This window comes from Ruegeria sp. AL1, assembly GCF_056540905.1.
This window is the reverse complement of the sequence record NZ_JBQFXP010000002.1, coordinates 321,085-344,030: the sequence shown is the minus strand read 5'-3', so window position 1 is coordinate 344,030 and position 22,946 is coordinate 321,085. Positions and strand designations below refer to the sequence as shown.

Annotated in this window: 22 protein-coding genes; 16 read left to right on the top strand and 6 right to left on the bottom strand. The window is 60.0% G+C overall.

From position 1 onward, the window contains the following. Position 1: 1 nt before the first annotated feature. Complete coding sequence (locus ACRZ9X_RS04820; protein WP_480516343.1) at positions 2-631, bottom strand: TRAP transporter small permease subunit; 630 nt, start codon at positions 629-631, stop codon at positions 2-4. A 60-nt stretch (positions 632-691) separates the two neighbouring features. Further along, positions 692-1,708 carry a C4-dicarboxylate TRAP transporter substrate-binding protein gene (locus tag ACRZ9X_RS04815; protein ID WP_480516341.1) on the bottom strand — a complete coding sequence of 339 codons (1,017 nt, stop codon included), beginning with the start codon at positions 1,706-1,708 and terminating at the stop codon, positions 692-694. Positions 1,709-2,136: 428 nt separating this feature from the next. On the opposite strand from ACRZ9X_RS04815, the gene acs reads away from it, so the two are divergent. The 8 genes from acs to ACRZ9X_RS04775 all read left to right on the top strand — a co-directional run bounded on the left by acs (position 2,137) and on the right by ACRZ9X_RS04775 (position 11,578). Beyond that, the gene (gene acs / locus ACRZ9X_RS04810) at positions 2,137-4,101 is read left to right on the top strand and encodes an acetate--CoA ligase (RefSeq protein WP_480516339.1); all 1,965 of its coding nucleotides are present in this window, start codon (positions 2,137-2,139) and stop codon (positions 4,099-4,101) included. Next, positions 4,101-4,784: an adenylate kinase gene (locus ACRZ9X_RS04805; RefSeq protein WP_480516337.1), complete on the top strand. Its 684-nt coding sequence runs from the start codon at positions 4,101-4,103 to the stop codon at positions 4,782-4,784. Before acs ends, ACRZ9X_RS04805 begins: the two co-directional genes overlap by 1 nt. A gap of 182 nt (positions 4,785-4,966) precedes the next feature. Further along, complete coding sequence (locus ACRZ9X_RS04800) at positions 4,967-5,251, top strand: DUF4212 domain-containing protein (protein ID WP_480516335.1); 285 nt, start codon at positions 4,967-4,969, stop codon at positions 5,249-5,251. Between the two features lie 4 nt (positions 5,252-5,255). After that, on the top strand, positions 5,256-7,040 hold the full coding sequence (locus ACRZ9X_RS04795; RefSeq protein ID WP_480516333.1) for a sodium:solute symporter family protein: 1,785 nt from the start codon (positions 5,256-5,258) through the stop codon (positions 7,038-7,040). Positions 7,041-7,148: 108 nt separating this feature from the next. Continuing rightward, entirely contained in the window at positions 7,149-8,972 is a 1,824-nt protein-coding gene (locus ACRZ9X_RS04790; RefSeq protein ID WP_480516331.1) for a putative nucleotidyltransferase substrate binding domain-containing protein, read from the top strand. 84 nt (positions 8,973-9,056) lie between these two features. After that, positions 9,057-9,575 (top strand): hypothetical protein, encoded by a 519-nt coding sequence (locus tag ACRZ9X_RS04785; RefSeq protein ID WP_480516329.1) that lies wholly within the window; start codon positions 9,057-9,059, stop codon positions 9,573-9,575. Between the two features lie 2 nt (positions 9,576-9,577). Continuing rightward, a complete protein-coding gene (locus tag ACRZ9X_RS04780; protein ID WP_480516327.1) occupies positions 9,578-10,990 on the top strand; it encodes a 3'-5' exonuclease in 1,413 nt (470 codons plus the stop codon). Between the two features lie 87 nt (positions 10,991-11,077). Beyond that, positions 11,078-11,578: a flavin reductase family protein gene (locus ACRZ9X_RS04775; RefSeq protein WP_480516325.1), complete on the top strand. Its 501-nt coding sequence runs from the start codon at positions 11,078-11,080 to the stop codon at positions 11,576-11,578. Here the strand turns inward: ACRZ9X_RS04775 and ACRZ9X_RS04770 are convergent, their stop codons facing one another. The 3 genes from ACRZ9X_RS04770 to ACRZ9X_RS04760 are packed head-to-tail and all read right to left on the bottom strand — an operon-like array spanning position 11,579 to position 13,811. After that, entirely contained in the window at positions 11,579-12,058 is a 480-nt protein-coding gene (locus tag ACRZ9X_RS04770) for a DUF6505 family protein (protein ID WP_480516323.1), read from the bottom strand. Further along, positions 12,055-12,753, bottom strand: coding sequence for a biotin/lipoate--protein ligase family protein (locus tag ACRZ9X_RS04765; protein ID WP_480516321.1), 699 nt, complete (start codon positions 12,751-12,753; stop codon positions 12,055-12,057). Before ACRZ9X_RS04765 ends, ACRZ9X_RS04770 begins: the two co-directional genes overlap by 4 nt. Further along, positions 12,750-13,811 carry an Mrp/NBP35 family ATP-binding protein gene (locus ACRZ9X_RS04760; protein WP_480516319.1) on the bottom strand — a complete coding sequence of 354 codons (1,062 nt, stop codon included), beginning with the start codon at positions 13,809-13,811 and terminating at the stop codon, positions 12,750-12,752. Before ACRZ9X_RS04760 ends, ACRZ9X_RS04765 begins: the two co-directional genes overlap by 4 nt. 109 nt (positions 13,812-13,920) lie before the next feature. On the opposite strand from ACRZ9X_RS04760, the gene ACRZ9X_RS04755 reads away from it, so the two are divergent. Further along, entirely contained in the window at positions 13,921-14,649 is a 729-nt protein-coding gene (locus tag ACRZ9X_RS04755; RefSeq protein WP_480516317.1) for a c-type cytochrome, read from the top strand. Here ACRZ9X_RS04755 and ACRZ9X_RS04750 read toward each other — a convergent pair. Continuing rightward, a complete protein-coding gene (locus ACRZ9X_RS04750) occupies positions 14,643-16,595 on the bottom strand; it encodes a 4Fe-4S binding protein (RefSeq protein WP_480516315.1) in 1,953 nt (650 codons plus the stop codon). The genes ACRZ9X_RS04755 and ACRZ9X_RS04750 overlap by 7 nt on opposite strands. 262 nt (positions 16,596-16,857) lie before the next feature. On the opposite strand from ACRZ9X_RS04750, the gene ACRZ9X_RS04745 reads away from it, so the two are divergent. The 7 genes from ACRZ9X_RS04745 (at position 16,858) to ACRZ9X_RS04715 (ending at position 22,930) form a co-directional block, all read left to right on the top strand. Then, positions 16,858-17,412, top strand: coding sequence for a DUF3305 domain-containing protein (locus ACRZ9X_RS04745; protein ID WP_480516313.1), 555 nt, complete (start codon positions 16,858-16,860; stop codon positions 17,410-17,412). Further along, the gene (locus ACRZ9X_RS04740) at positions 17,409-17,999 is read left to right on the top strand and encodes a DUF3306 domain-containing protein (RefSeq protein ID WP_480516311.1); all 591 of its coding nucleotides are present in this window, start codon (positions 17,409-17,411) and stop codon (positions 17,997-17,999) included. Before ACRZ9X_RS04745 ends, ACRZ9X_RS04740 begins: the two co-directional genes overlap by 4 nt. A gap of 4 nt (positions 18,000-18,003) precedes the next feature. Then, positions 18,004-18,615: a TorD/DmsD family molecular chaperone gene (locus ACRZ9X_RS04735; RefSeq protein ID WP_480516309.1), complete on the top strand. Its 612-nt coding sequence runs from the start codon at positions 18,004-18,006 to the stop codon at positions 18,613-18,615. Between the two features lie 63 nt (positions 18,616-18,678). Beyond that, positions 18,679-18,867 (top strand): twin-arginine translocation signal domain-containing protein, encoded by a 189-nt coding sequence (locus ACRZ9X_RS04730; RefSeq protein WP_480516307.1) that lies wholly within the window; start codon positions 18,679-18,681, stop codon positions 18,865-18,867. A 106-nt stretch (positions 18,868-18,973) separates the two neighbouring features. Then, on the top strand, positions 18,974-21,868 hold the full coding sequence (locus tag ACRZ9X_RS04725) for a formate dehydrogenase subunit alpha (protein WP_480516305.1): 2,895 nt from the start codon (positions 18,974-18,976) through the stop codon (positions 21,866-21,868). 12 nt (positions 21,869-21,880) lie between these two features. Further along, positions 21,881-22,474, top strand: a complete 594-nt coding sequence (gene fdh3B / locus ACRZ9X_RS04720) for a formate dehydrogenase FDH3 subunit beta (protein ID WP_037307340.1) — start codon at positions 21,881-21,883, stop codon at positions 22,472-22,474. A 105-nt stretch (positions 22,475-22,579) separates the two neighbouring features. After that, complete coding sequence (locus ACRZ9X_RS04715) at positions 22,580-22,930, top strand: putative quinol monooxygenase (RefSeq protein WP_480516303.1); 351 nt, start codon at positions 22,580-22,582, stop codon at positions 22,928-22,930. The last annotated feature ends 16 nt before the right edge of the window (positions 22,931-22,946 follow it).

Genomic DNA, 22,946 nt, shown 5'->3' with positions numbered 1-22,946 from the left:
GTCAGGCTTGCCCTTCGAATTGCTCGGCTTCCGCTGCGGCCTGAGCAGCGGCATCCTGCACCAACGGTACGGCGACCGGGCTTTCAAGGCCAAGAAGGAAGGCGCGGCCATAGCCCCAGACCTGCACCATCAGGCGTGCGCAAAGCACCGAGAAAGCAATCGGCGCCAGTAACTTGGCCGGCCAGATCGGGATGCCGATATCAATGGAGCTGTCGCGGCTCCACAAAGGCGCGCCAAAGTCGAAAGAGCGGTCGAAATGGGACCAGCTGCCCCAGACCAACGCCAGCATCAGAAGCAGGATCAACAGGACCGAGATCAGCTCGAACAGCCAAAGTGCACGTCCCTTGAGACGTGAGATCACGATGTCCATTCGGATATGCCCGCCATCCCGCTGGACATAGGATATACCGAGAAAGGCGATCAGCGGCATCGCTTGTTCGATCCAGTCCACATATCCGGGAAGCGGCGCGTTGAAGGCGTTGCGCCCGCTGACAGAAACAACTGCCAGCACCATCAGCCCAAAGACCGCCATACCGCTGATCAGCGCCAGCACGCGTTCGAGTTTTAACAAGCTGTGATCCAGACGGCTGAGTCGACTGCCGTCTTCCAGCACCGTGGCCTGTCCTGCCATCGCGGTGATCCTTTACTTCGACAAGCTCCGGGCGCCTGGAAAGCGCCCGGTTCTGCGCGATCAGTTGCCGCCGCGCTGCTGTTTCAGAGTCGCCTGAACAAGATCATAAAGATCCTGTGCCGGAAGACCTTGCGAAGACATGGTGGCGATCCATTCCTCGCGGATGGGATCAGCGGCTTTGGTGCGGAATTCGTCGATCACCGACTCGTCGATACTGACCTTTTCGACGCCTTTTTCGGCCAGAACGCCATCCCACTGCTCAAGTAGCCCGGCATAGTTTGCCAGATAGTGATCAATGGCCTCGTCGATCGAGCTGTTCAGAGCCTCGCGATGATCTGCAGGCAGAGATTCATATGCGTCGATGTTCACGACCACCGGGCAATTCACCGTGCCGGGGTTGAGGTTGGCCGTCCACCAGTCGGCCTCGTTAATGGTACCGAAGGACAGATGCGCATGCTGGGCGAAGGCGACGGTGTCAACAACGCCCGATTCCATCGCATTAAACGCTTCGGTCGCTGGCACGGATGTCGGGACACCGCCCACGGCCTCGAATGCCTGACCAAGACCACCTGTGGCACGCACCCGCATTCCGTCAAAATCCGCAAGCTTGTCGCGCGGATCACCGGTGCCGACCAGATTATACTGTGGCATGGGCGAGGTCATGATGATGCGCGCATTCCACTGCGCCATCTCATCTTTGACGGCCGGATGATCGTATACGGCGTGGCTAACCGCAACCTCTTCGTCCAGCGTGTTCACGCCGAGGAAAGGCAGTTCCAGAACGGTGATCGCGCGGTTCTTGTCCCGGTGATATCCGGCGCAGAACTGTGCCATCTCAAACGCCCCGATCTCGATCCCATCCAGGTTTTCGCGCGGCTTGGACAGACCACCATAGCTGACATTGATGGTGAACTCTCCATCGGTTTTCTCGCTCACCAGCTCTGCCAGCTTTTCCACATGTTCAGTAAAGGCGCGACGTTTGCCCCAGACCGATGCGTTCCATTCGGTTGCTGCAGCCTCGGTTACAAAAGCCGCCGCCAAAGCGGCCACAGCTGCGCCGCTCAACATCTTTTTCATCGTGAAGTCTCCCTTTGGTGCGCCCCTTTCCCGAGGCGCTTGGGCTTCAAGCTAGCGCCAACATAAAAATGTGCCAACTCCTGCTGCCTCTTTACCGAGCGACAAGCGGGATGTGTCATGCGCTAACAACCTGAAGATGCGTTTTAGATGCAGATTATTGCCGTTTCCCGCGGTCTGACTCAAACACGTGTTAATGACATCTATGTTTCGGCAAATTAACGTTTTTCTATATTTTTTTTCACATATGTTTACAGATTAAACCACCGATAAGAAATTTATTTACAAACTAATCCATAGATTTCGGTAATTTATTTCCTTGTTTTCATATCTCCGTATTATTCGGTATTGGGAGGAAGCGGATCGACATTGCCGGTTCTGCGGGCAAGAAAGATCCTACGAATTTCAGTCCTAGAGGGAGGAGCCTCAGAATGACCACCGCTGTTCCGGCAGATGCCAAAGTTTATCCGCCAAACGCAGAAACCGTGGCGCGCGCGCATGTCGATGCCGAGAAATATGACCAGATGTATGCAGCATCTGTGGCCGACCCCGAGGCCTTCTGGGGCGAGCAAGGCAAGCGTGTCGACTGGATCAAGCCCTTTACGCAGGTCAAGGACGTCAACTACGATTTCGGCTCGGTCAAGATCAACTGGTACGCGGATGGCACACTGAACGTATCCGCCAACTGCCTGGATCGCCACCTGAAAACACGCGGCGATCAAACAGCAATCATCTGGGAGCCGGACGATCCAAAGGACCCTGCTCAGCACATCACCTATGCCGAGCTGCATCGCCGCACCTGCCGGATGGCCAACATTCTTGAATCGATGGGCGTGCGCAAGGGCGACCGTGTGATCATTTACCTGCCGATGATCCCCGAGGCCGCCTATGCCATGCTGGCCTGTGCGCGCATCGGCGCGATCCATTCGATTGTCTTTGCCGGTTTCTCGCCGGATGCGCTGGCCGCGCGGGTCAATGGCTGCGACGCCAAGGTTGTCATCACAGCGGATGAGGCACCCCGTGGCGGGCGCAAAACGCCGCTCAAGTCGAACGCCGATGCCGCGCTGCTGCACTGCAAGGACACCGTGAAGTGTCTGGTGGTAAAGCGCACCGGAGGCCAGACCACATGGATCGACGGTCGCGACTTTGACTATAACGAAATGGCACTGGAGGCCGACGATTACTGCGCCCCCGCCGAGATGAACGCCGAAGACCCGCTGTTTGTGCTCTACACCTCCGGCTCGACCGGTCAGCCCAAAGGTGTTGTTCACACAACCGGTGGCTATCTGGTCTATGCCTCGCTGACGCATGAGGTCACGTTCGACTATCACGAGGGCGACGTGTACTGGTGTACTGCCGATGTGGGCTGGGTCACGGGCCACAGCTATATCGTCTATGGCCCTCTGGCCAATGGCGCGACCACGCTGATGTTCGAGGGCGTTCCGACCTTCCCCGATGCGGGCCGGTTCTGGGAGGTTTGCGCCAAGCACAAGGTCAACCAATTCTATACCGCCCCCACCGCGATCCGCGCGCTGATGGGTCAGGGCAACGAATGGGTCGAAAAGCACGATCTGAGCGATCTGCGCCTGCTGGGCACCGTTGGCGAACCGATCAACCCCGAAGCGTGGAACTGGTACAATGACGTGGTCGGCAAAGGCAAATGCCCCATCGTCGATACATGGTGGCAGACCGAGACCGGTGGCCACATGATGACCCCCCTACCCGGCGCGCATGCGCTCAAGCCCGGCTCGGCCCAGAAACCGTTCTTTGGCGTTCAGCCTGTGGTTCTCGACCCTCAATCGGGTGTCGAGATCAACGGCAACGGTGTCGAAGGCGTTCTGTGTATCAAAGACAGCTGGCCCGGCCAGATGCGCACCGTTTGGGGTGATCATGAGCGGTTCGAGAAGACCTACTTCTCGGATTACAAAGGCTATTACTTCACCGGTGACGGTTGCCGCCGCGACGAAGACGGCGATTATTGGATCACCGGCCGCGTCGATGACGTGATCAACGTCTCGGGTCACCGTATGGGCACCGCCGAAGTGGAAAGCGCGTTGGTCGCGCATGCCGCCGTCGCCGAGGCTGCCGTTGTGGGTTATCCCCATGAAATCAAAGGGCAAGGCATCTATTGCTATGTCACCTTGATGAATGACCGTGAGCCTTCGGATGATCTGCTGAAAGAGCTGCGCACTTGGGTCCGGACCGAGATCGGTCCGATTGCCTCGCCCGACGTCATTCAGTGGGCCCCGGGCCTGCCCAAGACCCGTTCGGGCAAGATCATGCGCCGTATCCTGCGCAAGATTGCCGAGAATGACTTTGGCGCGCTGGGTGATACGTCAACGCTGGCTGATCCGTCGGTTGTCGATGATCTGATCCAGAACCGGGCGGTGAAATAATGACCATCGCAGCGACAACAACACCAGCCGCGTTGATCCTTCTCGGCCCTCCGGGTGCCGGGAAAGGCACACAGGCGCGGATGCTGGAAGACAAGTTCGGTCTGGTTCAGTTGAGCACCGGAGACCTGCTGCGCGCAGCGGTCGCAGCCGGAACCGAAGCAGGCAAGGCGGCAAAGGCCGTAATGGAAGCGGGTGAACTGGTCAGCGACCAGATCGTCATCAACATCCTGCGCGACCGCATGGCCGAGCCCGACTGCGCCAAAGGCGTCATTCTGGACGGTTTTCCGCGCACCACGGTTCAGGCACAGGCTTTGGATGACCTGCTGTCGGAAAGCGGACAGAAGATCAACGCTGCCATCAGCCTCGAAGTCGAGGACGCGGAGATGGTGACCCGAATTTCTGGTCGCTACACCTGCGCTATGTGCGGTGAAGGCTATCACGACACGTACAAGGTACCTGCCGTCGAAGGCAAATGCGACAACTGTGGCAGCACCGAATTCAAGCGGCGTGCGGATGACAATGCGGAAACCGTGGCCTCGCGGCTGTCGGCCTATCACGCACAGACTGCGCCGCTGATTGACTATTACCAGGGTCAGGGCGTTCTGAAACGCCAACCGGCCATGGGAGAGATCAACGCAATCGCGAACGATCTTGAAACGATCGTCGGCGAAGCGATGACCTGAAAAGGGGGGAGATAAGCCTTAGGGCTTTGATCCCAAAACAGAATACTTCGAAGGACCCGCCTTGGCGGACCAGAGAAGTTTTGTCTGACGTCACGGGGCGTCTGGCACAATCGAGAAGCGGCCCAACGCACTGGAGGAGTTGGGCAACGGGCCGCCCAACGAGAAAGCGAAGGAGGAACCGCATGGCGGATCAATCTACAAACTCCGCGCAGGCTGCCGAGTCCGACAAGGGCTATTGGCAGGCCAACCTGCGCCTCATCTACATCAGCCTCATCATTTGGGCGCTGGTCTCGTTTGGATTCGGCATTCTGCTGCGTCCGCTGCTGTCGGGCATCTCCGTCGGAGGTACAGATCTGGGCTTTTGGTTCGCTCAGCAAGGATCGATCCTGGTCTTTTTGGTGCTGATCTTCAACTACGCCTGGCGCATGAACAAGCTGGACGCTGAATACGGCGTCGACGAGGAGTAACAGCATGGACCAGTTTACCATCAACCTGCTGTTTGTCGGCGCATCCTTTGCGCTGTATATCGGCATCGCGATCTGGGCCCGTGCGGGATCCACGTCGGAATTCTACGCCGCTGGTCGCGGCGTTCACCCGGTCACCAACGGTATGGCGACAGCGGCAGACTGGATGTCTGCGGCCTCGTTCATCTCGATGGCGGGCCTGATTGCCTTTACCGGCTATGACAACTCGACCTTCCTGATGGGTTGGACCGGCGGCTACGTGCTGCTGGCACTGTTGCTTGCGCCTTACCTGCGTAAGTTCGGCAAATTCACCGTCTCGGAATTCATCGGCGACCGTTTCTACAGCCAGACCGCACGGATCGTTGCGGTGATCTGCCTGATCGTGGCTTCGGTGACCTACGTGATCGGTCAGATGACCGGCGTTGGCGTGGCCTTTGGCCGCTTCCTCGAAGTGTCCAACACCTCGGGCCTGCTGATCGGTGCTGCCGTTGTGTTCGCCTACGCGGTGTTTGGTGGGATGAAAGGCGTGACCTACACTCAGGTCGCTCAGTATTGCGTGCTGATCACCGCCTACACCATCCCGGCGATCTTCATCTCGCTGCAGCTGACCGGTACTCCTATTCCGGCACTGGGTCTGTTCGGTGACACCGCTAGCGGTGAGCCCCTGCTGACCAAGCTGGATGCCATCGTGACCGAGCTGGGTTTCAACGAGTACACGACACACCATTCGAACACACTGAACATGGTGCTGTTCACGCTGTCGCTGATGATCGGTACCGCCGGTCTGCCGCACGTGATCATGCGCTTCTTCACCGTGCCGAAAGTGTCTGACGCACGTTGGTCCGCTGGCTGGGCGCTGGTCTTCATCGCGCTGCTGTACCTGACCGCCCCTGCGGTTGGCGCAATGGCCCGTCTGAACATCAGTGACATGATGTGGCCCAATGGTGGCATCGAAGGTGGCGCTGTCTCGGTCGAGGAAATCAACAATGACCCGCGCTATGACTGGATGGCCACGTGGCAGAAAACCGGTCTGCTGGACTGGGAAGACAAGAACGGCGACGGCAAAATCCAGTACTACAATGACAAGTCGGACGCTCTGAACGCGATTGCCGAGGAAAAAGGCTGGGCGGGCAACGAACTGACCAAGTTCAACCGTGACATCCTGGTTCTGGCCAACCCCGAGATTGCCAACCTTCCGGGTTGGGTGATCGGTCTGGTCGCTGCCGGTGGTCTGGCTGCTGCTCTGTCGACCGCTGCGGGCCTGTTGCTGGCGATCTCGTCGGCTGTGTCCCACGACCTGATCAAGGGCGCGATCAACCCGCAGATCTCGGAAAAAGGCGAGCTTCTGTCGGCACGGATCGCAATGGCTGTGGCCATTGTTGTGGCAACCTATCTGGGTCTGAATCCTCCGGGCTTCGCGGCGCAGACAGTGGCCTTGGCCTTTGGTCTGGCGGCTGCCTCGATCTTCCCGGCGCTGATGATGGGGATCTTCTCGACCCGCATCAACAACACCGGCGCGGTTGCAGGTATGCTGGCTGGTCTGGTCGTCACACTGGTCTACATCTTCCTGCACAAGGGCTGGCTGTTCATTCCGGGCACCAACTCGTTCACCGATGCTGACCCGCTGCTGGGCCCGATCAAGTCGACCTCGTTCGGCGCGATTGGTGCAATGGTCAACTTTGCTGTCGCCTACTTCGTTTCGGGCGCAACCAAAGAGACCCCGCAGGAGATCAAAGATATGGTCGAAAGCATCCGCATTCCCCGTGGTGCGGGCGCAGCTCAGGATCATTGAGCCTGATGCGGCCCTGGGCTAAGCTCACAGGGCCGCGTCTTTCGACTGACTGCTCCCGCCCGGCACACCACCGGGCGGGATTTTTCCTAAGTACACCCGAGTCATACGATGCCCCTGTCCCAAGACGAAATCACCCGGTTTCTGAAATCCGTCCATCCATATGACGCGTTGCCGGATGACGCTTTTGACGAGTTGATCCGTCAGATCGACGTGTGGGAAATCAAAGAGGACGCCCCGGTCTATGAGTTGGGTCACCCCCTGCCCGGCGTCTTTGTCATCTACGAGGGGCAGGTTGAAATCACGGATGAGAACGGCTCGGTCGTCTCTCATCTGGGACTGCGCAATTCTTTTGGCGAACGCGGGCTCTTGAAGGACGGCAAAGCCTCTACCAGAGCACGGGCCCATACATCGTCGATCCTGATCGTTCTGCCGCCCAAACTGGTGCTGGACCTGATCGACAAACATGATGTCGTCTCGAAATTCTTCAATCGCACACGCGAGTCCAAAGCGGGACCGCAAAGCCTCGCGACCAGCACCATCGACGTGCTGATGGCGCGCGATCCGGCGACCTGCCTGCCCGAAACCCCGGTTCAGAAAGCCGCGCAGATCATGCGCGACAAACACATATCCTCGCTCTGCGTCACGGAAGAAGATGCACTTAAAGGGATTGTCACCCTTCGGGATATCTCGGGCAAATTCGTTGCCGGAGGAATGCCCCAGGACACGCCAATCTCGGTCATCATGACAGCCGACCCGATCACACTGGCCCCAAGCGACGTCGGATCGGATGTTCTCCACGTGATGATGGAACGCGGGATCGGCCACATTCCCGTGTCCGAGGCCGGACGCCTTGTGGGGATCGTCACGCAGACTGATCTGACCCATTATCAGGCCGTGAACTCGGCCGAACTGGTGCGCCGCATCGCCGGTGCAACAACGGCGAAACAGATGGCCGGCGTGACAGCGGAAATCCCGCAATTGCTGGTGCAACTGGTGGCTGCTGGAAATCGGCATGAGATCACCACCCGTCTGATCACCGACATCGCCGATACAGTGACCCGACGTCTTCTGGCGCTGGGTGAAGAAAAGCTTGGCCCCCCACCCGTGCCATATCTGTGGCTGGCCTGCGGCTCGCAAGGTCGGCAGGAACAAACCGGAGTATCCGATCAGGACAATTGCCTGATGCTGGATGACAGTGTCACCGATGACGACATGCCCTACTTTCACGCGCTGGCCAAATTCGTGTCGGACGGTCTGGATGTCTGTGGTTATTTCTATTGCCCCGGCGACATGATGGCGACCAATCCGCGCTGGTGTCAGCCCGTGCGCGTCTGGCGCGATTACTTCAAGGGTTGGATCGCCAAACCCAACCCCGAGGCACAGATGCTGGCCTCGGTGATGTTTGACCTGCGTCCGATCGGTGGCACGACCGAGCTGTTTTCAAACCTTCAGGCCGAGACACTCAACGCGGCGCAAGGCAATTCGATATTCGTGGCGCATATGATTTCGAACTCGCTAAAACACACGCCGCCTTTGGGTCTGTTGCGGGGCTTCGCCACGATCCGGTCGGGCGAGCACCGCAATACGTTGGATCTCAAACACAACGGCGTTGTTCCGGTGGTGGACCTTGCCCGTATTTACAGCCTGCAAGGCAAGCTGCCCGAAGCCAACACGCGCGCGCGTCTGAAAGCGGCTGAGCTTGCCGGTGTGCTCAGCCCCTCGGGCGCGCGGGATTTGCTGGACGCCTATGATCTGATCGCGGAAACCCGGCTGGAACATCAGGTTCATCTGATAAAATCGGGCAGCGCGCCGGATAACTACCTGCCGCCCTCAGATTTGTCCGACTTTGAGCGAAGTCATCTGCGCGACGCCTTTGTCGTGGTAAAGACAATGCAATCGGCGGTGGGTCACGGCAAGGGAATGCTGGGCTAGCGTCACCCGCACAGGATCGCCTTCGGCGACCGTATTTGGAACGAGAAGAACGGGCGGTACGCGCCTGAAGGGTGGAGGATACAGATGTTTCTGGAACTGATCGGCACGATTTTTGCGGGGGTCGCTTTTGCGGGCCTTGTTTTGGTTCTGAACAAGCTGACCGGAGGCCGCTTGCCCCGCTGGGCCATGCCGGTCGCAGCGGGCCTGGGGATGATCATCATGACAATCGTCAGCGAGTATTCATGGTACGACCGGACAAGTGAAACCCTGCCGCAAGAACTGACCATCGTGCAGGAGGTCGAAAGCCGCGCCTTTTATCGCCCCTGGACCTATGCAATCCCGTTTGTGGACCGCTTTGCAGCAATCGATACCGTCTCAGTTCGTACCAATGAAAACCTGCCCGAACAGCGCCTGGTGGATTTGTATTTCTTTGGTCGCTGGGCCCCCAGATCGATGGTCCCTGTGGCGGTGAACTGCGCTGACAACAGCCGCGCCAATCTGGCGGACGGGGCCGAGTTTGCCGATGACGGAAGACTGTTGAACGCGGACTGGTTCGTCGCTGGCGCAGGCGACCCGATCATCGAGGCAACCTGCGGAGTCTGATCATGTTAAACCATCTGAGCCTGCGTCTGAGGATTTTTCTGTTCTTCTGCCTGCTGGCTCTGGGCGGTGTCGCGCTCAGCTGTGCCGCGCTTTGGGTCGGGTATCAGCGGCTTGACCCACAAAATGCCGCAAGCGCCTTTGTATTCAGCGGCTTGTTGACCTCGTTCGGGTTGCTGGCCCTGATCGCCGGGGTCTGGCTGTTGTTCGACGACAACGTGGCCAAACCCATCGAAAGGCTCTCGGCGCAGTTGCGCGCGCGGGCCCATGCGGGTGTCAGCACCGATCTGGACGTACAGGCGGCGCGGTATTTGGGCGATCTGGCTCCTGCTGCTGCCGGTCTGGCCGAGCAATTGTCGGTCAGCACCCTGTCCACCGCCGAAGCCGTCGCCGCCGAAACCGCGCATCTGGCCACAGAGAAACAGCGCCTGACCGCCCTGCTGACCGAGATTCCGGTTGCGATTCTATTGGCCGGTCCCACCCACCAGATCGTGCTTTATGACGCGCAGGCGGCCGAAGTGCTGGCCCAGATCGCACATCCCCGTCTGAATGCCTCACTCTTTGATTATCTGGAGCGGAAGGGACTACAGGATGCTTATACACAATTGTCCAAAACCGGATTGGACGTGACCTGCACGCTCAACAGCGCGGATGGAAAGCAATCCTATTCGGCTCGGATGAAACCGCTAGGTGACGCGCCAGGTTACATGCTTGTGTTCGAGGACAGCGTCGCCCGGATACAGCCCGAAGAGGCACGCCCGTTGGTCTATGATTTTGATCTGCTGGACACCCCCGGCGATGATGCTTTTGAGAACCGGCAGCTCTCGGACCTTTGCTTTGTTGTCTTCGACACGGAAACGACCGGGCTCTTGCCGCATAAGGACGAGATCGTGCAGATCGGCGCAGTGCGGGTCGTGAACGGACGCATCGTCGAGGGCGAGCGTGTGGATGTGCTGGTTGATCCCGGCATGCCCATTCCGCCGGCTTCGACCAAGGTTCACAAGATCAGCGACACTATGGTTCGTGGGGCACCTGATATTGTCGAAGCCGGACGCAGCTTTCATCAGTTTGCCCGCGATGCAGTCATCGTGGCCCATAACGCACCATTCGATATGGCATTTCTGCGTCGGCACGCGAAACGGATGGATGTTGAATGGGACCATCCCATTCTGGACACCGTCCTGTTATCCGCCGTCCTGTTCGGGGCCAGCGAGACCCACACTCTGGACGCCGTGTGTGAACGGCTGAGCATCACCATCCCCGCCGAATTGCGGCACACCGCACTGGGCGATGCCGTCGCTACGGCCGAAGCGCTGGTCAGGATGCTGCCGATGCTATCGGCGCGCGGCATGGAGACCTTTGGTGATGTCATCTCGGAAACACGCAAACATGGACGCCTGCTGGAAGATCTGAACTGACCACAAATCGCGGATGTGCCGCAAGCTTTCCATGGACAAACCGGACCGCCCGTGGCACCTGACATCTGCCCAGGACACGAGCGCGCGATGACCGAAAGAACATTCACCCCCGGCCCGGACCAAGGTCCTGCCTTTCGCGAGGCCTTGGGGTGCTTTGGCACCGGCGTCACCGTGATCACGACGCAGACCGACACCGGGCCGGTAGCGATCACTGTCAACTCCTTCGCCTCGGTATCGCTGGACCCTCCGCTGGTTCTTTGGTGTCTGGACAAAGAGTCGAACCGGTTCGATGCGTTCAGCACCTGTCAGACGTACTCGATCCACGTCATGGCGCAGGACCAGCATGATCAGGCGCTGCGTTTTGCCCGCAACGGTCTGGACTTCTCTCACGCCGATTGGCAGAGCGATCCGGCGGGGCGACCGCAGCTTACGGGATGTCTGGCGCGATTTGACTGCCGCCTGTTTGACTGCCACGAGGCTGGCGACCACCTCATCCTGGTCGGACATGTAGAACAGGTCATGCATCGCCCCGGTCAGGGCCTGATCTTCAAACGCGGGCAGTTCGGCGGCTTTGCCGATCTGATCTGATCACTCGTCCAGTGAACCGTGTACAGCCAGCGCCTCCAACTCGGCGTCCTGCGGTGTTATCACGCGAAACGCTTCGTGCACCCCTGCCCCTGTCAACTCACGCGCGACGGTCAGCAGCGTGTTTGGCCCATGTTCGTCACACAACTCAGACATATGTGCGATTTCAGCTTGCGCCACGCCCTTGGCCGCCTCGATCGAAGGGGCTCCGTAGAACTGCACGAAATGCTGGGCCAGACTTTCGGTTATCTGTTCAATTTCAGCGGGTTCCACCTGTGTCACAGCAACGAATGTTACCCGGCCAAAGGTCTCAAGCCCAAGCCATCCATTGGCAAACGCCTGCCGGGGTTTGCCCGACAGATCGCCCTCGCCCCAGTTCGAAAACTCGAATCCACCCGAGATGCACCACTCGCCGGTGCGGGCCGGAGAGTGAAATACGTTCATGTCGCTTTCGTCGAAATGGATCGCTCGGGCCAGTTTCATGTTCGGTTCTCCAATAGATCTGTGAGCGGGCTCAGCCGCGTGTCCGCTCCGTCGCGGATCAACATGCCGAACCGCTCATCCGTGCCCAGAAACACGCCGGTCTCGTCAAAAGGTTCGCCCACACCACGTAACAGGCCCATCCACTCGGCGTGCAGCGGCGCATTGCCGTCTTCCTGCCAGCGATTGAGCCAGGTCAACATGTGCCGCGACCAGCTTTCGACCAGTTGTGTGGGCGAAACCTCGGCGCAGCCTTCGTCATAAAGCGCGGTGATATCCGGGTTTTCGCCCGGCGCATCGCTGGTTTGCATCAGGGCCAGTTCCCAGCCGACGATCAGCCAATCGGGTTCGGCGTCCGGACTGGCACCAGACGCAGCGACCCGAAACATGCCGCATTTCGCACCGTTCACGCAGATCGGACCATCCCAGTCCAGGTGAACGGCCACTTCGGGCGGGGCCAGCGCGCCCAGTGCGTTCTGGAACCCCACGGCACAGAGCGGCAGCATCGCGATCGCGTCCTGCAAGGGGACCTCGGGCGCGAAAACGATGGCGACCCGCAGGCGGTCGGCCTGAATGTTGTAGACCACCGTCCCCGCATCGCATCCCAGCGCCGCCATGGCTTGCGCCCTTTCAAACGGATCCTCTCCGCCCAGAACAGGATGGCCGACCAGCAAGGGGGGAAAGACCGGCTCGGTCATGCGTTCCCCTTGGCGATCAAATCACGCGCGATCTTGCGGAACGCGTCGGCCTGAGCGCTGTCGGGCTTGCTGACCACAATGGGCGCGCCTCCATCTGCTGCGACGCGGATATCCAGATGCAGCGGGATTTCCCCCAGCAGAGGCACACCCAGCGCCTCGGCCTCGGAGGCCACACCGCCATGGCCGAACACATGCTCTTCATGTCCGCAGTTCGAGCAGATGTGGGTCGACATGTTTTCAATCATGCCCACAATCGGTGTCTTGAGCTGGTTGAACATGTCGATCCCCTTGCGGGCATCAATCAGCGCCACGTCCTGCGGGGTCGAGACAACTATCGCGCCGTCCACCTGGAACTTCTGGCTCAGCGTCAGTTGCACATCGCCCGTGCCGGGCGGCAGGTCGACGATCAGCACATCCAGTGCGCCCCATTGCACCTGATTCATCATCTGCTGCAACGCGCCCATCAGCATCGGACCACGCCAGACAACCGCCTGGCCTTCATTGGTCATCAGACCCATGGACATCATGGTCACGCCGTGATTGCGCAGCGGCAGGATCGTCTTGCCATCCGGGCTGGCCGGACGACCTGAGACACCCAGCATCCGAGGCTGCGACGGGCCATAGACATCCGCATCCAGCAGGCCGACGCGACGCCCCTCAGCCGCCAGCGCGCAGGCGAGGTTGGCTGAAACGGTCGACTTGCCCACGCCCCCCTTGCCCGAAGCCACGGCGATGATCCGATCCACACCCGGCACCGCTTGCGGTCCGGTCTGTGACGGCTTGGGTTTGGGTTTCAGGTCCGGCGGCGCCTTGTCGGAATGCGCCGTCAACATGGCCGAAACCTTCGCCACGCCGTCAACCATCTGCGCAGCTTTTTCGGCGGTCGCGCGCACCGGCTCCATCTGTTCGGCGTGTTTGGGATCGATCTCCAGAACGAACCGCACGGTGTCGCCCTCGACATTCAGCGCACGCACCACACCAGCGCTGACAATGTCCTGTCCCGAGACCGGATCAGTGATCTTTTTGAGGTTCGCAAGAACCGCGTCACGAACACTCATGCCTGTAACCCTTTGATTTTCCCAACCATGTGGTTGCTGTTCATTGCATGTGTCTCCGTCTCTTTCAGTTTATTTGACGCATTTGATGTCCTGCCGCTAGGCTGCACCCATGCGCGTTGTCCTTTTGTGCCTGAGCCTGACGCTCGCCGCCACCCCCTCTTGGTCGCAAGAGGCTTTGGGACTGGCAGCCCCGCCCGAGGTTGCAGACTCTGGTCTGTTGCAACATATCCTTCCGCGCTTCTCTCTCAAGACCGGGATACGGGTTATTGCCGATGATACGGGCGTTTTGACTCTGGAACCTTCTCCGCCCGGCGATCCGGTTTTTGCCCGTGATGGTGTGATCTATCACCTGCGGATCGGTGAAGATGCCAAACACGAACGGTTCCGCGACTGGCTGCTGTCCGATATCGGCAAGCGCACGGTGGAAGGGTTCGCACCAGAAAACGGCGCGCCTTTTTCGGCGGAATTCGAGGTCGCGGCCGTGCAGGACGAGATCGTGGTCGATGGCGACGCTGTGTGGGGCGAGGAGTTGTCGATGACCCATTGCGGGCGATGTCACGTGATCGGACCGCAGAACCGGATGAACGGTCTGGGTTCGACTCCGTCTTTCGCGGTGCTGCGCGCAATGCCCGACTGGTCGGAACGGTTCGAGGCGTTCTTTGCCCTGAACCCGCATCCGGCCTTCACGCAGATCGACGGGCTGACGCCGCCTTTTGATCCCACGCGCCCCTCGCCCATCCATCCTGTCGAGATGACGCTGGACGAGCTTGAGGCGATTCTGGCCTTCGTCTCGGTGATCCGGGCCGCCGATCTGGGCGCGCCACTGCAACTTCAGTGATCCTTCCGTTTCGAGAAGTAATCCTCGGTCGTGACCACTTTGGGACGAGGTGCGGACTGGAACGGATTGTCCTGCTGCTGGAATTGCGCATTTACCCGGCAATTGTCGCACATCTGGATCATCCGCGCCTTGTCCGAGGTGGCAAACATAGGGTGCGTGCCCGACAGCTTCTCCATGATGCGTTCCACCGTGGACTTCACGCCAAACAGTGCACCGCATTCGACACAGGCAAAAGGTTCTTCCTCGTTCAACACCTGCTGTGACAGGGCCGCGTCGCTCAGGTCCAGTTGCGGGACCAGAGTGATCGCATCCTCGGGGCAGATGGTCCTGCACATGCCGCATTGCAGGCACGCATCCTGCTGAAAATTCAGCTGCGGCTTGTCCGGGTTGTCGATCAATGCGCCGGACGGGCACAGCGATACGCAGCTGAGGCACAGCGTACAGCTGTCGGTATTCACCGCAACGGCCCCATAGGGCGCGTTCTCGGGCAATGGCAAAGGCACCTCGGCCTGCGGGTTCAGCGCCTGCGCCGCCAGCCGGGCAATTTGTCGGCGGTTCCCCAAAGGCAGCACCGGATCGGTCAGAGGTTTCGGCACGTCCTGCGCATACAGCAGGTCCGACATCGCGTCCGGGTCGGCCTCGTCAATCAAACCCAGTTTTCCGGACCCCGCGATGGCTGCCGCCAGTTCCAGTTCCTTGTCCAGCGCGTCGCGCTCGGTTGTCGGGGACAGCAGGATATCGACGCGCGCGAAGCCATGCGCCAGTGCGGCCAGCATCTCGGCATGGCCAAAGCCCGAAATCACGTCGAGCTCCAGCGGAATGACATCCGCGGGCAAGCCACGCCCGAACCGTGCCGATAGTCGGATCATCTCGGCCCCATGGGCGGTGTGCACCAGCAAGCGGGGGCTTTCACCCCCGGCCCGCCGATAGGTGCGGGCCAGAATATGCATCCGGGACAATAGCGCGGAGACGGGCGGGTCTTCATACGTGATCGCTGTCGAGGGACAGACCGCCGCGCATTCCCCGCATCCCGCACAAACCATGGGATCAATCGCGACATGTTCACCCGCCGGGGTGATGGCGCCGGTCGGGCAGATATCAAGACAGTTCGTACACCCGACCTGTTCGGCGCGGGAATGGGCGCAAAGCGTTTCCTCCATCCGCACATAAAGCGGCTTTTCAAAGGTTCCGACCAATTGCGCGGCCTCAAAGGCCAGACGTTCTACGGCCACCGTATCCCTCGGATCGGCGCGCAGGTACCCTTCGCGCTTGGCCGGAGCTTGCACCAGAGGTGTATCGCCCGTCAGATCCAGCACGATATCGCAGGCGGAGTGCCCACCGTCGCGCGGCGCAGACCACACGAACGCTCCACGCCCGCCGGGCTCAAGCTGCTGCAATCCGTCCAGGCGCATCGTGAACCCGCCCAACGCCCCGTTGAGCGCACGGACCCTTCCGCGTACCACATCATAAGCACGCGACATCGGCTCGGTATCGTCAGTGCAAAGAACAGTCACGGCCAGCGTGGCCGACAGCCGCTCGGCCAGGTCAAACGTGACCGCGCCCGGGCCAATGATGAAACAGGTGCCTTCACTGATTACATCCACGCTGGGCGTAATCGGTTGCGGCACCAGCGCCTCAGCTGCAAGCGCCGCCATCTTGGCGGCCGCCTCACCGCCCTCGTCCGACCAACCCGCGCGATCGCGAAGGTCCACGAACCCCGGGGCGTCAATCTGCAATTCTTCGGCAAGCGTGCGGAACACGTCCTGTTCCTGCCCGCAGGCAATAACAGTATCACCTTCTTGCAGCCGCCCTGCGGCAAGCTCTAACTCGCGCGTACACAGGGCGGTGTGCACCTTCGAACATGCAACATCACAGGTCGATGCAATCAATTCGGCATCCATAGACTGGGTCCCTGCGCAGTCACATAATAGTATTTTGGTGCTCATATCCCCTCCCAGGTCGCCGCTCCATCCCACAGCACAGTAGGCTGTCGCCCCGAAGTGACAATGTAAAGACCGCGGTTTTCGCTAAAATTCCGTGGCCTGAGGCACCCCAAAGCCCTGTATTCGCAGCAATCCGCATCACTGCTCAGGGTTACCCTACGACCATCTACGACTAAGGTCGTAATGCCGGGGCTTGGCAGAAGATCAAATTGTGTACCATAGTGGACGTGGTGAAGGCAGGGGAGAGCCTTCCGGGGAGGACTGCGTGGCGAAGGCCGCAAACCAGATTGAAATGCCAATCGGCGTCGTCGTGCGCAAAACACCCGGTGTGACCCGCTGGGCGAAATGGAATTGGCGTGCCGTCGCCGTCCTGCCCGGTGCGGGCCCGGCGGACTGGCATGAGATGCGCCGCGAAGGTGAGGCCGTTGAGTACCATGCCGCGACCCTGCCCCTGACCCTGTGGGCGGACGAAACCGAAGCGTACATGGTCAATCTGTCGGATGGGCAACCCTCGATCTATCTTGTCCTGCGTGACGCTTTGGACGGGCAGCGTCCGATGGATGCAGTGCTGGTAACGGCTTCCCCCTATGAAGGTCAGGATTACGCGGATACCGGTGAAGAGATTGTCGAGAAAATTCCGATGACCGACGGGCTGATTGCCTGGGTGCGGGATTTCGCGCTGGAGCATCACCGCGATGAGATCTTCGTCAAACGAATGCGCGACAAGAAACGCACCGATCTGGTCGAAGATGGCAAGGGCGATGCACGCATCCGACAGGCCTCGGACGTCTACCGCGCACCGCGCAGGATCATCCAATGACCCAGACCCGCGATTTCTGGTCACGCCGCAAGGCCGCTGTTCAGGCCGAAGCCGAGGCCGAAGCTCTGGCCGCCGAGGAACAGATTATCGCGGCTCAGCAGGCCGAACTGGATGAAAAGACCGACGCCGAGATATTGGCCGAGTTCAATCTGCCGGACCCAGATACATTGCAGGCCGGAGATGACGTCTCGGGCTTTATGGCCAAGGCCGTGCCTGACCGGTTGCGTCGCCGTGCGTTGCGCAGGTTGTGGCGATTGAACCCGGTTCTCGCGAATGTTGACGGGTTGGTCGACTATGGCGAGGACTACACCGACGCCGCCTGTGTGATCGAAAACCTCCAGACCGCCTATCAGGTTGGTAAAGGCATGCTGGCCCATGTCGAAGCCTTGGCGGCAGAAGCCGAGCAAGACGAGGTTGAAACGGAACCTCAGGAAACCGAAGACGAGCCCGAGGCTCAGCCGGATACAGCCGAACATGTTGAACAATTGGCTGCAGAACCTGTGTCGACGCCCGAAATCGACGAGGCGGAAGAGCATGCAGAGCTCGCCCCTGCCCCACGCCGCATGAAATTTGAATTTGAAGGATAACCTGATGACCGCAAGCGAAGCGCAACAGATTGATGTCTCGGCCGAGGATCGCCTGCGCGCGGATTTCTACAACTTTCTCGGGCTTCTGCTGGCAGCCCCACCCGATCAGCTGTTGCTGGATCAGGTCGCGGGTCTTGGCGGTGATGAGACCGATCTGGGTCAGGCCATTCAGGCCATGGCGCGGGTGGCCAAGGTCACCAAGCCCGCCGCCGCCGAGCGCGAGTTCAATGCGCTGTTCATCGGCTTGGGCCGGGGCGAGTTGCTGCCCTATGCCAGTTTCTACCTGACCGGGTTCCTGAACGAAAAACCTTTGGCCCAGTTGCGCAATGACATGGCGTCACGCGGGATCACCCGCGCGCAGAATGTATTCGAGCCCGAAGACAATATCGCCTCGTTGATGGAGATGATGGCGGGCATGATCGTTGGCCGATTTGGCTCTGCGGCCTCGCTGGACGACCAGAAAGCGTTCTGGAGCAAGCATGTCGGCCCCTGGGCCACGCATTTCTATTCGGATTTGGAAGCAGCCGAGAACTCGGTTCTTTATGCCTCGGTCGGCACGGCCGGTCGGGTATTCATGGAGATCGAGCGCGAGGCCTTCCGGATGACGACAGCGTGACAGGCTGTCATTCGCCAGCGCCCGGATCCGGGCGCTAAACTGCAAATGGGAAAGGAGACCCCCATGAGCAAGACCAAGGAAGAAGGCGCAAGCCGCCGCGACTTCCTCAAACTGGCCGGAACCGCAGCGCCCGCTGCCGTTGCCGCCGCCACCCTGACCGGACAGGCCGAAGCAGCCGAGTTGCCCACGGACGAAACCCGGATGCAGGACACCGCGCACACGCGCGCATATCTGGACAGCGCCCGGTTCTGATACCGGACGAGGTCACACCCGACAGACGGTTGCGATTGGCCCTGACGTCGGTTTCGTGAAGTACCAAGCCAGCCGTGGCTGACACGGCGCGCAAGGGAGGAAAGTAATGCTTAGGAAAAAGACCAACGGGGTTGCGAGACGCCCCCAGCGGACAAGTATCCTGTCCCAGGTCGGCGAGAAAACCGTCGATCGCCGCGCATTCCTGCGTGGCTCGGGCCTGACGATCGGCGGCCTTGCCGCGATCAGCGCCACGGGTGGAACCGTGACGCCAGCCAGCGCCCAGACAGCGGCCAATCAGGCCGTCGAAAATATCAAATCCGTATGCACCCACTGCTCGGTCGGCTGTACCGTCGTTGCCGAAGTGCAGAACGGCGTCTGGGTCGGGCAGGAACCCGGCTGGGACAGCCCGTTCAATCTGGGTGCGCACTGCGCCAAGGGGGCCTCGGTTCGCGAGCACGCCCATGGCGAACGCCGCCTGAAATACCCGATGAAAAAGGAAGGCGGAGAGTGGAAGCGCATCAGCTGGGAACAGGCGATCGACGAGATCGGCGACGGCATGATGAACATCCGCGAGGAATCCGGACCGGACAGCGTGTACTGGCTGGGGTCCGCGAAACACAATAACGAACAGGCCTATCTGTTCCGCAAGTTCGCCGCCTACTGGGGCACGAACAACGTGGACCATCAGGCCCGTATCTGCCACTCGACCACTGTTGCGGGCGTTGCGAACACATGGGGCTACGGCGCCATGACCAACTCGTACAACGACATGCACAACAGCCGGGCCATCTTTATCATCGGTGGTAACCCGGCCGAGGCGCACCCCGTCTCGCTGCTGCATATCCTGCGCGCGAAAGAGCAGAACAACGCCCCTCTGATCGTCTGCGACCCGCGCTTTACGCGCACCGCGGCCCATGCGGATGAATATGTCCGCTTCCGCCCCGGCACCGACGTCGCGCTGATCTGGGGTATCCTGTGGCACATCTTCGACAACGGCTGGGAAGACAAAGAGTTCATCCGCACCCGTGTCTGGGGTATGGACCAGATTCAGGAAGAAGTGCGCAAGTGGAACCCCGAAGAGGTTGAGCGCGTCACCGGCACGCCCGGCTCGCAGCTGCGCCGCGTCGCCCGGACCATGGTGAACAACCGTCCCGGTACCGTTGTGTGGTGCATGGGTGGGACGCAACACACCAACGGCAACAACAACACCCGCGCCTATTGCGTGCTGCAGCTTGCGCTGGGCAACATGGGCACCTCAGGTGGTGGTACCAACATCTTCCGCGGCCATGACAACGTGCAGGGCGCGACGGACCTTGGTGTTCTGTCCCACACCCTGCCCGGCTATTATGGCCTGTCGAAGGGTGCGTGGGGTCACTGGGCCCGTGTCTGGGGTGAAGAGCCCGAATGGCTGGCAGGTCAGTTCGCCACGATCAAGGACAAGGAAGGCAAGGACAAACCGCTTCAGAACGAACGCGGCATCCCGGTCTCCCGCTGGATCGACGGTGTTCTGGAAGACCCGGCCAACATGGATCAGGACAACAATGTCCGTGCCATGGTTCTGTGGGGTCACGCGCCCAACTCGCAGACCCGGATGACGGAAATGAAGACGGCGATGGAAAAGCTGGACATGCTGGTCGTGATCGACCCGTATCCCACCGTTTCCGCCGTTCTGCATGACCGCACCGATGGTGTCTACCTGCTGCCAGCCTGTACGCAGTTCGAAACCCGTGGCTCGGTCACGGCCTCGAACCGGTCGCTACAGTGGCGCGACAAGGTGGTTGATCCGCTGTTCGAAAGCCTGCCGGACGAGGTCATCATGGCCAAGTTCGCCAACAAGTTTGGCTGGGCAGATCGGTTCTTCCGCAATATCGAGATGGACGACCCGGAAACCCCGAATGTTGAAAGCATCACGCGTGAGTTCAACTCGGGCCTCTGGACCATCGGCTATACCGGTCAGTCGCCGGAACGTCTGAAAAGCCATATGGCAAACCAGCACACGTTCGACAGAACAACGCTGCAAGCCATCGGTGGACCCAACGACGGCGAGTATTACGGTCTGCCCTGGCCCTGCTGGGGCACACCGGAAATGGGTCATACGGGGACACCAAACCTCTATGACATGTCCAAACCGGTGGCCGAAGGTGGCCTGACCTTCCGCGCCCGTTTCGGCGTGGAACGCGACGGCGACAACCTGCTGGCCGAAGGGGTCTATAGCGTTGGTTCGGAAATTCAGGATGGATACCCTGAATTCACGATGCAGATGCTGATGGATCTTGGCTGGGACGGTGACCTGACCGCCGAGGAACGCGCGGCGATCGACGCCGTTGCGGGTCCTGAAACCAACTGGAAGACCGACCTTTCGGGCGGTATCCAGCGGGTTGCGATCAAGCATGGCTGTGCGCCCTTCGGGAACGCAAAGGCCCGCGCGGTCGTCTGGACCTTCCCGGATCCGATCCCGCTGCATCGCGAGCCGCTATATACGCCGCGTCGCGATCTGGTGGCGGACTATCCGACCTACGAGGACCGGCATGCCTATCGCCTGCCTACCCTTTATGCTTCGATCCAGAAGAACGACTTTTCAAAGGATTATCCGATAATCCTAACGTCTGGTCGTCTGGTCGAATATGAAGGCGGCGGTGAAGAAAGCCGGTCGAACCCGTGGTTGGCCGAGCTTCAGCAGGACATGTTCGTCGAGATCAACCCGCGCGATGCCAACAACCTTGGTATCCGTGACGGGCAACAGGTCTGGGTTGAAGGTCCCGAAGGCGGAAAGGTCAAGGTGATGGCGATGCTGACCAACAGGGTCGGTGCCGGTGTGGCCTTCATGCCGTTCCACTTTGGCGGCCATTTCCAGGGCGACGATCTGCGGTCGAAATACCCCGCAGGTGCCGACCCCTATGTCTTGGGTGAAAGTTCCAACACCGCCCAAACCTATGGCTACGATTCAGTGACCCAGATGCAGGAGTCCAAATGTACTCTCTGCAAGATCTCGGCAGCGTAAAGGAGGACGATAATGGCTAGAGCAAAGTTTCTCTGCGACGCTGAACGCTGCATCGAGTGCAACGCCTGTGTCACCGCGTGTAAGAACGAGCACGAGGTCCCGTGGGGCATCAACCGCCGCAGGGTGGTGACGATCAATGACGGCAATCCGGGCGAACGCTCGATCTCGGTGGCCTGCATGCATTGTTCGGATGCGCCTTGCATGGCGGTGTGCCCGGTCGACTGCTTCTATCAGAACGAAGAAGGGGTCGTCCTGCACTCCAAGGACCTGTGCATTGGCTGCGGCTATTGCTTCTACGCGTGCCCCTTCGGCGCGCCGCAATACCCGCAGGCAGGCAATTTTGGGTCGCGCGGCAAGATGGACAAATGTACCTTCTGTGCTGGCGGCCCCGAGGAAACGCACTCGACCGCGGAGTTCGCCAAATATGGTCGCAACCGGATCGCCGAGGGCAAGCTGCCCATCTGCGCCGAGATGTGTTCCACCAAAGCCCTGCTTGCCGGTGACGGCGACGTGGTCTCGGCCATCTACCGCGAGCGCGTTGTTGCGCGCGGGTTTGGCTCGGGCGCCTGGGGTTGGGGCACCGCCTACGACCAGAAAGACGGCTAAGGTCTGACCGAAGCTTGACAGCCCCCGCCCTGTGCCGGGGGCTGTTTTACTCTTGCCGGTGGCCGCGTGTCGGTCGCCTCAATTCCTGACCGTGGTGGAGCGCCTATGACCGACGATATCTACTGGCTGTTGAAGCTGGATTTGAACCCCGAAAAGCAGTCTGAATTCGAGGCCCTGATGGCTGAAATGGTTGCGGCCACATTGCAGGAAACCGGTGCCAAAAGCTATGAATGGCACCAAAGCGAAAACGCCATTCACATCTACGAACGCTATGCCAGTTCTGACGATGCAATGATTCATATGCAAAATTTCGGGGCAAATTTTGCAGATCGGTTTATGTCTTTGCTTACGCCGGTTCAGCTTGATGTCTACGGCCCCGCGAAAGACGACCTTAGGGCGGCACTGTCCCCCGTCGGTGCTGTCTTTCACACGCAGATCGGCGGCTTTGATCGCTGACACGACCAAGAATAGG